At 70.9% G+C, this 13251-nt stretch carries 14 protein-coding genes; 13 read left to right on the plus strand and 1 reads right to left on the minus strand.

Going from position 1 to position 13251, the window contains the following annotated elements:
* Positions 1-2 precede the first annotated feature (2 nt).
* The 12 genes from folP (at position 3) to Q7F20_RS03010 (ending at position 9196) form a co-directional block, all read left to right on the plus strand.
* Positions 3-971, plus strand: a complete 969-nt coding sequence (folP, locus tag Q7F20_RS02955; protein WP_305738619.1) for a dihydropteroate synthase — start codon at positions 3-5, stop codon at positions 969-971.
* The gene (folB, locus tag Q7F20_RS02960; RefSeq protein ID WP_305738620.1) at positions 968-1357 is read left to right on the plus strand and encodes a dihydroneopterin aldolase; all 390 of its coding nucleotides are present in this window, start codon (positions 968-970) and stop codon (positions 1355-1357) included. Before folP ends, folB begins: the two co-directional genes overlap by 4 nt.
* Positions 1354-1899 (plus strand): 2-amino-4-hydroxy-6-hydroxymethyldihydropteridine diphosphokinase, encoded by a 546-nt coding sequence (gene folK / locus Q7F20_RS02965; protein WP_305738621.1) that lies wholly within the window; start codon positions 1354-1356, stop codon positions 1897-1899. Before folB ends, folK begins: the two co-directional genes overlap by 4 nt.
* The gene (locus Q7F20_RS02970) at positions 1896-2387 is read left to right on the plus strand and encodes a DUF3180 domain-containing protein (RefSeq protein ID WP_305738622.1); all 492 of its coding nucleotides are present in this window, start codon (positions 1896-1898) and stop codon (positions 2385-2387) included. The genes folK and Q7F20_RS02970 overlap by 4 nt, the downstream gene beginning before the upstream one ends.
* 64 nt (positions 2388-2451) lie before the next feature.
* A complete protein-coding gene (locus Q7F20_RS02975) occupies positions 2452-2973 on the plus strand; it encodes a PH domain-containing protein (RefSeq protein ID WP_305738623.1) in 522 nt (173 codons plus the stop codon).
* 9 nt (positions 2974-2982) lie between these two features.
* Positions 2983-4836 carry a PH domain-containing protein gene (locus tag Q7F20_RS02980; protein WP_305738624.1) on the plus strand — a complete coding sequence of 618 codons (1854 nt, stop codon included), beginning with the start codon at positions 2983-2985 and terminating at the stop codon, positions 4834-4836.
* A complete protein-coding gene (locus Q7F20_RS02985; RefSeq protein ID WP_305738625.1) occupies positions 4833-5525 on the plus strand; it encodes a Rossmann-like and DUF2520 domain-containing protein in 693 nt (230 codons plus the stop codon). The genes Q7F20_RS02980 and Q7F20_RS02985 overlap by 4 nt, the downstream gene beginning before the upstream one ends.
* Before the next feature lie 55 nt (positions 5526-5580).
* Complete coding sequence (gene lysS, locus Q7F20_RS02990) at positions 5581-7101, plus strand: lysine--tRNA ligase (RefSeq protein WP_305738626.1); 1521 nt, start codon at positions 5581-5583, stop codon at positions 7099-7101.
* Between the two features lie 40 nt (positions 7102-7141).
* Positions 7142-7345: a hypothetical protein gene (locus Q7F20_RS02995; RefSeq protein ID WP_305738627.1), complete on the plus strand. Its 204-nt coding sequence runs from the start codon at positions 7142-7144 to the stop codon at positions 7343-7345.
* A gap of 62 nt (positions 7346-7407) precedes the next feature.
* Positions 7408-7554 (plus strand): hypothetical protein, encoded by a 147-nt coding sequence (locus tag Q7F20_RS03000; RefSeq protein WP_305738628.1) that lies wholly within the window; start codon positions 7408-7410, stop codon positions 7552-7554.
* Between the two features lie 63 nt (positions 7555-7617).
* On the plus strand, positions 7618-7785 hold the full coding sequence (locus Q7F20_RS03005) for a hypothetical protein (protein ID WP_305738629.1): 168 nt from the start codon (positions 7618-7620) through the stop codon (positions 7783-7785).
* 340 nt (positions 7786-8125) lie between these two features.
* Positions 8126-9196: a sigma-70 family RNA polymerase sigma factor gene (locus Q7F20_RS03010; RefSeq protein WP_305738630.1), complete on the plus strand. Its 1071-nt coding sequence runs from the start codon at positions 8126-8128 to the stop codon at positions 9194-9196.
* 142 nt (positions 9197-9338) lie between these two features.
* Here Q7F20_RS03010 and Q7F20_RS03015 read toward each other — a convergent pair whose 3' ends face one another.
* Positions 9339-10271, minus strand: coding sequence for an NAD(+)/NADH kinase (locus tag Q7F20_RS03015; protein WP_305738631.1), 933 nt, complete (start codon positions 10269-10271; stop codon positions 9339-9341).
* 224 nt (positions 10272-10495) lie between these two features.
* On the opposite strand from Q7F20_RS03015, the gene Q7F20_RS03020 reads away from it, so the two are divergent.
* Positions 10496-13012 carry an ATP-dependent Clp protease ATP-binding subunit gene (locus Q7F20_RS03020; RefSeq protein ID WP_305738632.1) on the plus strand — a complete coding sequence of 839 codons (2517 nt, stop codon included), beginning with the start codon at positions 10496-10498 and terminating at the stop codon, positions 13010-13012.
* Positions 13013-13251 lie beyond the last annotated feature (239 nt).

Raw genomic sequence — 13251 nt, forward strand, 5'->3', positions numbered from 1 at the left:
GGATGACGGACCTGCCGACGAGGCGCTCGCGTCGGCTCGCCGAGGTGAGCCAGGCGCGGGCCGCAGCAGCCGAGCCGCCGACGGTCGCGATCGACCTCCGGGCACCAGCACCGGTGCCGGAGATCGTGACCGGTCGGCGGCTCGACCACGGCGCGCCGACCGACGACCGGACCCGGGTGATGGGGATCCTCAACGTCACCCCGGACTCGTTCAGCGACGGCGGTCTGCACCAGGCGTACGACGCCGCGGTCCAGCACGCCCGCGAACTCGTCGCCGCCGGCGCCGACATCGTCGACGTGGGCGGTGAGTCGACCCGTCCGGGGTCCGAGCGCGTGCCCGTCGAGGTCGAGCAGCGGCGGGTGCTCCCGGTCGTGCAGCAGCTCGTGGCCGAGGGCATCACTGTGAGCGTCGACACGATGAACGCCTCGACCGCCGAGCGTTCGGTGGACCTCGGCGCCGTCATCGTGAACGACGTCTCCGGCGGACTGGCCGACGACGACATGGCGCGCGTCGTCCGGGACACGGGCGCCGGGTTCGTGGTGATGCACTGGCGCGGGCACAGCGACCGGATGTACCGGAACGCCGAGTACGTGCACGCCGTGGACGAGGTCCGCCGCGAGGTCGAACTCCGCGTCGCCGAACTCATCGTCCTCGGGGTCCGCCAGGAGCAGGTCGTCATCGACCCGGGGTTGGGCTTCGCCAAGCAGGGCGCGCAGAACTGGGAGATCCTGGCGGGCTACGAGCGCTTCGCGTCGATCGGTCTGCCCGTGCTCGTCGCCGCCTCGCGCAAACGCTTCCTCGACGGGGTCGGCAGCGCTGCCGGTGCCGCGCCGAAGGAACGCGACCTCGCCACCGCCGCCATCAGCCTGCTCTCCGCCGAACGCGGAGCGTGGGGTGTGCGCGTGCACGACCCGGCACCGACCCGTGCCGTGCTCGACGTCTGGGACGCCTGGAGGGCAGCTCGATCGTGAGGGACACCATCCGACTGACCGGGGTCCGCGCACGCGGCCACCACGGGGTCTTCGACCACGAGCGCGCCGACGGCCAGGACTTCGTGGTCGACGTCGCCGTCGAGGTCGACGCCCGCGCCGCGTCGGGCTCCGACGACCTCGACGAGACCGTGCACTACGGCGTCCTCGCCGAGCAGGTCGTCGCCGAGATCGAGCGCGACCCGGTCGACCTCATCGAGACGCTCGCCGAGCGCATCGCCGACGCCGTGCTGACGCACCGTGCCGCCCTGGCGACCGAGGTGACGGTGCACAAGCCGCAGGCGCCCATCACGGTGCCGTTCACCGACGTGTCGATCACGATCCGCCGGACCCGTGGTGCGGGCTCCGACGTCGAGGAAGAAGAGTGAGCCGGGCGGTCGTCGCCCTCGGCGCCAACCTCGGCGACCGGGGGAGCACCCTGCGCGCCGCAGCGGCCGCGATCGTCGCGCTCCCGGGGGTCCGTCCCGTGGCGTCCAGCCGCGAGGTCGAGTCGATCGCCGTCACGCTCGACGGCCCGGACACGACGAAACCCCGGTACCGGAACGCCGTCGTGATCGTCGACACCGACCTCGAGCCGCAGGAACTCCTCGACGCCCTGCACGGCATCGAGGACGCCCACGGCCGCACGCGCGAGGTCCGGTGGGGCGACCGGACGCTCGACCTCGACCTCGTGGCCTACGACGACGTGTCGATCGACACCGTGACCCTGACCGTGCCGCACCCGCGTGCGGGCGAGCGGGCGTTCGTGCTCGCGCCGTGGCACGACGCCGACCCCGACGCCGTCCTGCCCGGTGTCGGTCCGGTGGCCGACCTGCTCGCGCGGGTGGGGGACGACACCGAGCGCGTCGACGAGCCGCGCCTCTTCGACGTGCCGACCCGCGCCTCCGGGGCCGAGACGAGCGATTCGTGAAGCCCACCCGCGCCTCCACCCTGATCAGCGTCGCCGTCGTCGCGGCGGTCGCGGGGTTCGCGCTCGACGCCGTCCTCGCGTCACGGCAGGCGCCGACGCTGTTCCTCGCGACGCCCCTCGGCGTGACCCTCGCCTTCATCGGCATCGCGGTGGTCCTGATGGCGCGCCCGGTCCGTCGGCACGCGCGGGACGGTGCGGCCAGGTCCCGCTCCGTCGACCCGCTCTACGCGATCCGGGTCGTGGTGCTCGCGAAGGCGTCGAGCATCGCCGGCTCGCTCTTCGGCGGCTTCGCCGTCGGCCTGCTCGTGTACCTCCTGACCCGCTCGGCCTTCCCTTCGCTAGGCTCGGTCCTGCCGAACGCCGTGGCGGTCGGGGGTGGACTCGTGTTGACGGTGTGCGCACTCGTCGCCGAACGCATGTGCATCGCTCCTCCGGGGGACGATGACGACGACGACCTGCCCCGGGGCGGCACGACGCAGGCGCACTGACCCGGGACGGCACGATCCGCCGACCCCGGTGCTCCCAGCACGACCCGACCGCAGGAGGCCCGCGATGCCGCGTGAACGACTCGACGAGCCCGGTCTCGGCCTGACCGGCACCGCCTGGACCCGGGTGTCGCCGAAGCTCGTCTGGACCGAACTCGTCACGACGATCGTGGTCGGGCTCGTGGTGACGGCGGGCTGCGTCATCATCGGTGTCGTCAGCGGCGGGTTCTCCGGCACGGCAGGCACCGTCTGGACACTGATCGGCATCGCGGTCGCGGTCGTCACCCTCGTGACGGCGGTCCTGACGCCGCGACGGGTGCGGGCGATCGGGTACGCCCTCCGCGACGACGACCTCGTCCTCCGGCGGGGGCTGATGTGGCAGCGGTTCACGGCGGTGCCGTACGGGCGCATGCAGCTCGTCGACGTCAACCGCGGACCGCTCGACCGGGTGCTCGGGATGAGCGAACTGAAGTTCGTCACGGCGGCCGCGTCGACCAACGTCCGGATCCCCGGCATCCCGTTCGCCGACGCCGACGAGCTGCGCGACCGGCTCGTCGAGCTCGCCGAGTCCCGCCGCGCCGGACTCTAGGGGACCCGCGTGACCTTCCGACCCGGGCCGCCGCCGCCCGCTCCGCCGCACCGGGGCGACGCCGCCGCCGCCGCACCGCTCACCGACGGCGAGTGGCACCGCATGCACCCGCTGACGCCACTGCTCAAGGGCGGCATCTTCCTCATCGTGATCCTCGGCTACGTGCTGAACAGCCTGCGGGACCAGCTCGTCGAGTTCTTCATCCCGGGCGGCGGCCCGCCGGACGACGGCGACCCGGTCCGGTACGTCTACGAACACGGCGTCGTCGGCTGGGTGCTGCTCGGCGTGGCTGTGCTGCTGCTGGTACTCCTTGCGTTGTTCACCCTCTCCTGGCGCATGCACGAGTTCCGGGTGACGGGCGAGATCGTCGAGGTCCGCTCCGGCGTGCTCTTCCGGACGAACCGCAAGGCGCGGCTGGACCGGATCCAGGGCATCAACATCTCGCGGCCCCTCGTCCCGCGGATCTTCGGCACCGCCAAGCTCGAGATCGCGCAGGCCGGCAACGACGCGAACGTGCAGCTCGCCTACCTCGGCGTCCGGGCCGCGGACGACCTGCGGCAGCGCATCCTCGTGCTCGCCTCCGGGGCGAAGGACGACGAGCGGCAGCACGACCCGGCCCGGGCGTCGAACGGTGTGCTGCAGGACCGCGTCGACGAGATCTTCTCGCCGGAGCTCGACCCCGCGGCGGTCCGCGCGACCCGCATCGTGAAGGTGCACCCCGGCCGGCTCATCGCGTCGATGCTGCTGTCCGGCACGACGGTGTTCATCCTCGCCGCGGTCGCCGCGATGATCGTCAGCGTGGCACTCACCGGTGAGTACGGGATCCTGTTCGGCCTGTTCCCCGCGGTGATCGGTGCCGGCGGGTACTACGTCCGGAAGTTCTCCCGCTCGCTGCAGTACACGATCGCCGAGACCCGCGACGGCATCCGGATCGGCTTCGGACTCGTGTCCACGTCGAACGAGACCCTGCCCCCGGGCCGCATCCACGCCGTGAGCGTCGCGCAGCCGCTCCTGTGGCGCCCGTTCGGCTGGTGGGACGTCCGGATCAACCGCGCGACGAACGCCGGCAACGGCGCGTCGAACAACCAGCAGGTGTCGTCGATCGTCCTGCCGGTCGGGACCGCGCGCGACGTCCGCGAGGTCCTCGACATCATCCTCCCCGGCCTCGTCGGCACCGCCGTCGTCGGTCCGGCCGCCTCGCGGGAGCAGCTCCGCGAGGGCTCGGCCGAGGCCGTGGACGTCGTCGACGACAGCCTCACCACCACGGGGGACCGCGGCGGGTTCGTGCACTCCCCGCGCCGCGGCGCCTGGCTCCGCCCGTTCGCGTTCCGCCGCAACGGCTACCGCTTCGTCCCCGGCGCCGTCCTGCTCCGGCTCGGCGCCGTCTGGCGTTCGCTGGTGATCGTGCCGCTGCCCAGGGTCCAGAGCGTCAAGGTCTCGCAGGGGCCGCTCGAGCGTGCGCTGCGGCTCGCGTCGGTGCACGTGCAGACCGTGCAGGGTCCGGTCTCCGCGACGATCGGCGCGCTCGACGCCCGCGACGCGCAGCAGCTCTGGGCCGACACCTCGGCGCGTGCGGTCGAGGCAGCAGCGGCCGACACCTCCCACCGGTGGCGGGAGCGGGAGGCGCGGCTGGCGTCCGGCGCACCCGCTTCGGTCGACGGCGCGGCCCAGGAGGCACGGCTCGCCCCCGGCGCGTCGGCTGCGGCCCCGGAGTGGTCACCGGAGCGACGAGTGGACGCGGTGGACCGCGAGCAGCCGTCGTCGGAGCGCGCACCCGGCGGCGCCGAGCCGGAGCGGCGGACCGGCACCGTGCCTCCTGGATCGCCCTGGGGGGACACCCCGCCGCCGGGAGCCGCACGGTGAGGGCGGGACGGCTGGGAGTCGGCGTCCTCGGCGCCGGACGGGTGGGCCCGGTCCTCGGCGCCGCGCTCGCGAACGCCGAGCACGCCGTCGTCGGCGTGACGGCCGTGTCCGACGCCGGCCGCGACCGAGCCGAGGCGATGCTCCCCGGCGCACCCGTCCTCGAGACGCCCGACCTCGTGGAGCGGAGCGAGCTCGTGATCCTCGCCGTGCCGGACGACCAGCTGGCCGACCTCGTGCGGGGGCTCGCCGACGCCGGGATCTGGCAGCCCGGACAGCTCGTCGTGCACACCAGCCCGGACCACGGCGTCGGGATCCTCGCGCCGGCGATGGCCGCGGGGGCGATCCCGCTCGCGATCCACCCCGCGATGGCGTTCACCGGCACCAGCGTCGACCTCGTCCGGCTCCGCGACGCGTACTGCGCCGTGACCGCACCGTCACCCGTGCTCCCCATCGCGCAGGCGCTCGTCGTCGAGATGGGCGCGGAGCCGTTCGTCGTCACGGAGGCGGACCGGCCCGCCTACGCCGACGCCGTCCGCGCCGCGGTCAGCTTCTCGACCGCGATCGTCGACCAGTCCGCCGGCACGCTGGCCGGAATCGGGGTCGAGTACCCCGGTCGCGTCCTCGGAGCACTGGTGCGCACGGCCGTCGACAACGCACTCGCGGCGGCCGACGGGCAGGCGACGCTGTAGTCCGGCCGCGCTGTACGATTTCGGGGACCCCCACGACCATCGGAGCCGCACCAGCATGACCGACGAGACCGCACCCGCCACCGAGCCCTCCGCCGCCGAGATCGCCGCAGCGGAGACCAGCGAGCAGCGACAGGTCCGGCTCGACAAGCGGGCGAAGCTGCTCGAGTCGGGGATCGAGGCCTACCCGGTCGCACTGCCGATCACGGACACCATCCCGGCGGTCCGCGCTCGTCACGAGGGACTCGAGACGGGCGAGGAGACCCAGGACGTCGTCGGGGTCGCCGGCCGCATCGTGTTCTCGCGCAACACCGGCAAGCTCTGCTTCGCGTCCCTGCAGTCGGGCGACGGCTCGCGGATCCAGGCGATGGTGTCCCTCGCCGAGGTGGGCGAGGAGTCGCTCGCCCGCTGGAAGGAGTTCGTCGACCTCGGCGACCACGTGTTCGTGCACGGGCGGGTGATCTCGTCCAGGCGGGGCGAGCTCTCGATCATGGTCGACGACTGGCAGATCGCGGCGAAGGCGATCCTGCCGCTGCCGAACCTGCACAACGAACTCAACGAGGAGACGCGGGTCCGCCAGCGCTACCTCGACCTCATCGTGCGCGAGGACGCCCGGACCACGGTCCGCGCCCGTGCCGCGGTGATGTCGTCCCTGCGGCAGACCTTCGCGGGACACGACTACCTCGAGGTCGAGACCCCGATGCTGCAGACCCAGCACGGCGGCGCCTCGGCACGTCCCTTCGTCACGCACTCGAACGCGTTCGACACCGACCTGTACCTCCGCATCGCGCCCGAGCTCTTCCTGAAGCGCGCCGTCGTCGGTGGCATCGACCGGGTGTTCGAGGTGAACCGGAACTTCCGCAACGAGGGTGCCGACTCGACGCACTCGCCCGAGTTCGCGATGCTCGAGGCCTACCAGGCGTACGGCGACTACGAGCAGATGGCCGACCTCACGCAGGAGCTCGTGCAGAACGCCGCCCGCGCGGTGACCGGCGGCTCGCTCGAGGTCACCTGGGCCGACGGCACGACGTACGACCTCGGCGGCGAGTGGCCGCGCATCGACATGTACGGATCGCTGTCCGAGGCGGCCGGTCGCGAGATCACGCCGGACACGCCGCTGTCCGAGCTGCAGGCGCTCGCCGAGGCCGAGGGGGTCGAGGTCGCGCACGCCACCCACGGCAAGTACGTCGAGGAGCTCTGGGAGCACTTCGTCATCGACTCGCTCGACCGCCCGACGTTCGTGATGAACTTCCCCGTCGACACCTCGCCGCTCACCCGCGAGCACCGCAGCCGACCGGGCATCGTCGAGAAGTGGGACCTCTACGTCCGCGGCTTCGAGCTGGCGACGGCGTACTCCGAGCTCGTCGACCCGGTCGTGCAGCGCGAGCGGTTCGTCGAGCAGGCGAAACTCGCCGCGGGCGGCGACCTCGAGGCGATGCGCGTCGACGAGGAGTTCCTGCGGGCGCTCGAGCACGCGATGCCGCCGTCCGGGGGGATGGGCATGGGCATCGACCGACTGCTCATGGCCATCACCGGCCTCGGCATCCGCGAGACGATCCTGTTCCCGTTGGTGAAGTAGGACCCAGCCGACGGCGCGATGCCGGGGTTAGGATGCTCGGGTGCCGCATGGAGTCGTGACCGGGATCATCTTCGCCCTGACGCCGACCGTCGTGGTCGGTCTCATCTTCTGGTTCGTCATGCGCGCCATCATGCGGGCCGACCGCACCGAGCGGGCCGCGTACGCCAAGGTCGAGGCCGAGGAGCGCGCCCGCTTCGAGCGTGAGCACGGGGTGCCCGCGCCGACGCCCGCCTCCGCGGAGTAGACGGCTCCCCCTCCGCGCCTGGCTTCACCCCGTGTTCACCGCGCGGTGTGACCCTGGCGTGCATGCGCGCGACCCCGGACGGCACGGACCCCGACCTCGATGCCGCTGACGCCTTCGGGCACCCGGCGGTGGACGATCCGACCCGCGACGACACCGTGTGGCCCGACGACGAGGGCGACGAGGTCGACGCGGACGACTTCGACGTCTGAGCGTCCGGACACGGTCACCCGCCGTTCACCCCGACGTCGTCCGCCGGCGTGAGCATCGTCCGCATGTCCATCACGCAGATCATCTCCGGTGGTGTCCTCGCGAACCGCGGGGGCGTCTTCTCCGGCCGCAGCCTCGTCGGCGACATCGAGAGCGAGTACGACGAGTTCGACCGAGACGCCGACCTCGAGGTCTCGAAGCGTCGCGAGGGGTGGCTCGAGCCCTCCTGGTGACCCCCGCCCGTTCGGTCATCGGGGTACGACGACCGGATCACAACGATCCGGACCGTCGTACCCCTTTTTCGTGTCCACACGACGCGGTGGTCCGGGGTACAGGATCGGAAACGAGCAAGAAACACCGATGCAACGCCGGAAACACGGCGACATCCCCTTGATTCCGGACCGGATGGGGGACCACACTGACGACAGGCTGTACCCCTCGGGGGACGGTATCCATGGTGAAGCACGGAGAAGCCTGAGAATCGATCTGATCGGTTTGTGGGGTACACCTCCGGACCGCTTTACTCGTGACACCCCCAACGAGGCCATCACCCGTCGAACGCAGGGAGTCATCATGACGATCGCAACCGCAGCACCGAAGACGACGACCACTGGTACCACCGCGCGCCGCTCGAAGAAGCCCGTCGCGGCGAAGACCCCGGTCACCGCGGTCGAGACCACCACGCTCGACACCGAGGTCGAGGCCGACGAGCAGCTCGCGGGCGTCCGTGGCGCATCCGTCGACCAGGTCGGCGACTACCTCCGCCACATCGGCCGGCTCTCGCTCCTCACCGCCGAGGAAGAAGCGGAGATCGCCCGCCGCATCGAGGTCGGCCTCTTCGCCGGCGAGAAGCTCGCCAACGAGCCGGGCCTCGCGAAGACCCTCCAGCGCGAGCTGCGATGGCTCGTCCGCGACGGTGAGCGCGCCAAGGAGCGCATGATCACCTCGAACCTCCGCCTCGTCGTGAGCATCGCCAAGCGCTACTCGCAGCGTGGCCTGCCCTTCATGGACGTCATCCAGGAAGGCAACCTCGGCCTGGTCCGTGCGGTCGAGAAGTTCGACTTCACGCAGGGCTACAAGTTCTCGACGTACGCCACCTGGTGGATCCGCCAGGCGATCTCCCGCGGCCTGGCCGACAAGGCGCGCACGATCCGCATCCCGGTCCACACGGTCGAGCTGATCAACAAGATCAGCCGCACCGAGCGCGACCTCACCGTCGACCTCGGCCGCGCGCCGATGCCGGACGAGGTCGCGGCCGAGCTGAGCATGAGCGTCGAGGAGCTCATCGACCTCAAGGGCCGCTCGCACGAGCCCGTGTCGATCCACACCGTCGTCGGCGACTCGGACGACAGCGAACTCGGTGACTTCATCGAGGACGAGGACGCCGCGTCCCCGAACGAGCTGACCGAGACCACGCTGCTCCACCGCGACATCCGCTCGATCGTCGCCGAACTGCCGAGCGACGAGGCGAACGTGATCCGCATGCGCTACGGCCTCGACGACGACAAGCCGATGACGCTCGACGAGATCTCGAAGATCGTCCACACGACCCGCCAGGCGGTCAGCCGTGTGGAGTCCCGCGCCAAGCTGCGGCTCTTCGCCAAGGCGGTCTCGCAGGACATGCAGCTGTACCTGACCGACTAGGTCAGCGGACTTCGGCCGACGCGCGAGCGTCGGCACGGGGAACCGGGTCGTTCTGTGGGAAGACGATCCGGTGGGGTGATGGGACGGCCCGCTCGCACTTCGGTGCGAGCGGGCCATTCACGTTCCCGGGAACCGCGCGACGCTAGTCCTCGACCTCGCGCCCGAGCTTCTGGCGGAGGTCCTGCGGGATGAGCTCGATGAGCTGGTCCGGTCGCACGGGCAGGTCGAGCAGGCTGAGCTTCACGCGGCCGGTCCGTCCGTGTCGCTCGGCGTCGAGGCGGACCACGCTGCCGGCGTCCTTCCGGAGCCGCACGTCGATCTGGGCACCCGTGGCGACCTCGCCGACGACCAGCCCGTCGACCTCGAGTGCTGCACTGCGGGTGCCCTCGGCGATGTCGAACCGGTAGCGCTCGCGCGCGGCGAGGACCACGGCGCGGTCGATCCCGGCCATCGGCGCGACCGGGGTCACGACCGAGCCGGAGAGTGCGGGGGAGAGGACGGGGCCACCGGCCGCGTAGTTGTAGGCGGTGGACCCGGCCGGGGCCGCCGCGACGATGGCGTCCGCGCGGTAGTAGCCGTACCCGAGGCCGCCGACGCTGAGGTCCGCGGACACCTGGCCGGCGCCGGGTCGTCGCACGATCGTGAGGTCGTTGAAGGCGAGGTAGTCGGTCCGCGCGCCGCTCCAGAACAGCCGGGCCTCGAGCGCGTGGTGCGGTTCGAGCTGGTAGTCGCCAGCCGACAGACGCTCGAGCGCGCCCTCGAGCTCGGGCGGTTCGATCTCGACCAGGAAGCCCACGTTGCCGTAGTTGACGCCGAGCACCGGGACCGGGCGCTTCGCCACGAGACGCATCGCGCCGAGCATCGTGCCGTCCCCGCCGAGCGCGACGACGAGGTCGACCTCCTCCGTGAAGTCCTCGTCCCCGATCACGTCCACCCCGCCGCCGATCCGTTGCGCGTCGGCGCGCCGGGCGACGAGGCGTCCGCGGCCGGAGGCGTTCCAGCGCTGCAGGGTCGCGACGGACTCCTGCACGTTCTTGGTCGGGTGGACGACGAGTCCGACGACGGGCTGCTCCATGGTCGCGATCGTACCGATCGCGCCCGAGACGGCGCAGGTCGTGGCGTGACCGTCCGCCGGGCGCGCGGTGCGGGGCGGACCCGCACCGCGCCTCCCGAACCGTCCCCTGCTCACCGGACGCAACGAGGTCACGCCCACGGCGAACAGGGGCAGACCACCCGGGATGCGCTGGTTAGTCTCGATGTACGTCACCGGGCCAGTTCCGGTCCGGCAAGGGAGAGCACATGTTCGAGAGATTCACCGACCGAGCCCGTCGTGTTGTCGTCCTCGCTCAAGAAGAAGCGAAGATGCTCAACCACAACTACATCGGCACCGAGCACATCCTCCTCGGCCTCATCCACGAGGGCGAGGGCGTCGCCGCCAAGGCGCTGGAGTCGCTCGGCATCTCGCTCGATGCCGTCCGCGAGCAGGTCCAGGACATCATCGGGCAGGGGCAGCAGCAGCCGACCGGGCACATCCCGTTCACGCCGCGCGCCAAGAAGGTGCTCGAGCTGTCCCTGCGCGAGGCGCTGCAGCTCGGCCACAACTACATCGGGACCGAGCACATCCTGCTCGGGCTCATCCGCGAGGGCGAGGGCGTCGCCGCCCAGGTCCTCGTCAAGCTCGGCGCGGACCTCAACCGCGTCCGTCAGCAGGTCATCCAGCTCCTGTCCGGCTACCAGGGCAAGGAAGCGGTCGCCGTCGGCGGCGAGACCCAGCAGAACGCGCAGCAGGGGTCGCAGGTCCTCGACCAGTTCGGTCGGAACCTCACCCAGGCCGCCCGCGACGCCAAGCTCGACCCGGTCATCGGGCGCGAGAAGGAGATGGAGCGGGTCATGCAGATCCTCTCCCGTCGCTCCAAGAACAACCCCGTCCTGATCGGTGAGCCGGGCGTCGGCAAGACCGCGGTCGTCGAGGGCCTGGCCCAGGCGATCGTCAAGGGCGACGTCCCGGAGACGCTGAAGGACAAGCAGCTCTACTCGCTCGACCTCGGGTCGCTCATCGCCGGCTCCCGCTACCGCGGTGACTTCGAGGAGCGCCTCAAGAAGGTCACGAAGGAGATCCGCACCCGCGGCGACATCATCGTCTTCATCGACGAGATCCACACGCTCGTCGGAGCCGGCGCTGCCGAGGGCGCGATCGACGCCGCGTCGATCCTCAAGCCGCTCCTCGCCCGTGGTGAGCTCCAGACCATCGGTGCCACCACGCTCGACGAGTACCGCAAGCACTTCGAGAAGGACGCCGCACTCGAGCGTCGCTTCCAGCCGGTGCAGGTCAACGAGCCGTCGCTGCCGCACGCGATCAACATCCTCAAGGGCCTCCGCGACAAGTACGAGGCGTTCCACAAGGTGTCCATCACCGACGGCGCGATCGTCGCCGCGGCGAACCTGGCCGACCGCTACGTGCAGGACCGCTTCCTGCCGGACAAGGCCATCGACCTGATCGACGAGGCCGGCGCTCGCCTCCGCCTGTCGATCCTGTCGGCGCCGCCGGAGCTCCGCGAGTTCGACGAGAAGATCTCGACGGTCCGCGGGTCGAAGGAAGCCGCCATCGAGGAGCAGGACTTCGAGAAGGCTGCGTCGCTCCGTGACGAGGAGAAGAAGCTCCTCGGCGAGCGTCTCCGCCTCGAGAAGCAGTGGCGTGCGGGTGACGTCGCCGCGTCCGGCACCGTCGACGAGGGCATCATCGCCGAGGTCCTGGCGCAGGCCACGGGCATCCCGGTGTTCAAGCTCACCGAAGAGGAGACCTCGCGTCTCGTCTTCATGGAGAAGGCCCTGCACGAGCGCGTCATCGGTCAGGAAGAGGCCATCTCGGCCCTCTCGAAGACCATCCGCCGCACCCGTGCCGGTCTGAAGGACCCGAACCGCCCCTCGGGCTCGTTCATCTTCGCCGGCCCCACTGGTGTCGGGAAGACCGAGCTCGCCAAGGCGCTCGCCGAGTTCCTCTTCGACGACGAGGGCGCGCTGATCTCCCTCGACATGTCAGAGTTCGGTGAGAAGCACACGGTCTCGCGACTCTTCGGTGCCCCTCCCGGGTTCGTCGGGTTCGAGGAGGGCGGCCAGCTCACCGAGAAGGTGCGTCGCAAGCCGTTCTCCGTGGTCCTCTTCGACGAGATCGAGAAGGCCCACCCGGACATCTTCAACTCGCTGCTGCAGGTCCTCGAAGAGGGTCGTCTGACCGATGGTCAGGGCCGCGTCGTCGACTTCAAGAACACCGTCATCATCATGACCACGAACCTCGGTTCGCAGGGCATCGCGGGTGGTCCGGTGGGCTTCCAGGTCGAGGGTGACTCGGCTGTCGGCTACGACCGCATGCGCTCGAAGGTGAACGAGGAGCTCAAGAAGCACTTCAAGCCGGAGTTCCTCAACCGCGTGGACGACACGATCGTGTTCCCGCAGCTCTCGCAGTCCGAGCTGCTGCAGATCGTGGACCTCTTCGTGAAGCGCCTGTCGGACCGCCTGCTCGACCGCGACATGACGGTGGAGCTCACGCTCGCCGCCAAGGAGCAGCTCATCAAGGTCGGGTTCGACCCCGCCCTCGGTGCTCGCCCGCTCCGCCGCGCGATGCAGCACGAGGTCGAGGACCAGCTGTCCGAGCACATCCTGCAGGGTGAGCTCAACGCCGGCGACCACGTGAAGGTCGACTTCCACGACGGAGCGTTCCAGTTCGAGACCGGGCGTCAGCCGGGTCGCGAGGAGGTCCTCGCCGGGGCAGCCGCCGTCGAGGCGACGGACGCTCCGCAGGGTGAGATCGAGTCCTAGGACCCAGCAGGACCCATGACAGGAGGCGCGGTGCCGGTCGGTACCGCGCCTCCTGTCACGACACGGGTGGGACGGTTCGCGCGTCGGTGTACCACCGGCCCTCGTCCGGGGGTACGGTGGTCACAGCGTGCGAGGGGTTCCCCCCAACACCCCGCACGCAGCGCTCGACCGGTTCCCCCCAACAGGTCGAGACGCGCCGGCCCCGGTCTGTTCACAGACCGGGGCCGTTGCACGTTCGT

Source organism: Curtobacterium sp. A7_M15 (assembly GCF_030705415.1).
Lineage (GTDB): Bacteria > Actinomycetota > Actinomycetes > Actinomycetales > Microbacteriaceae > Curtobacterium.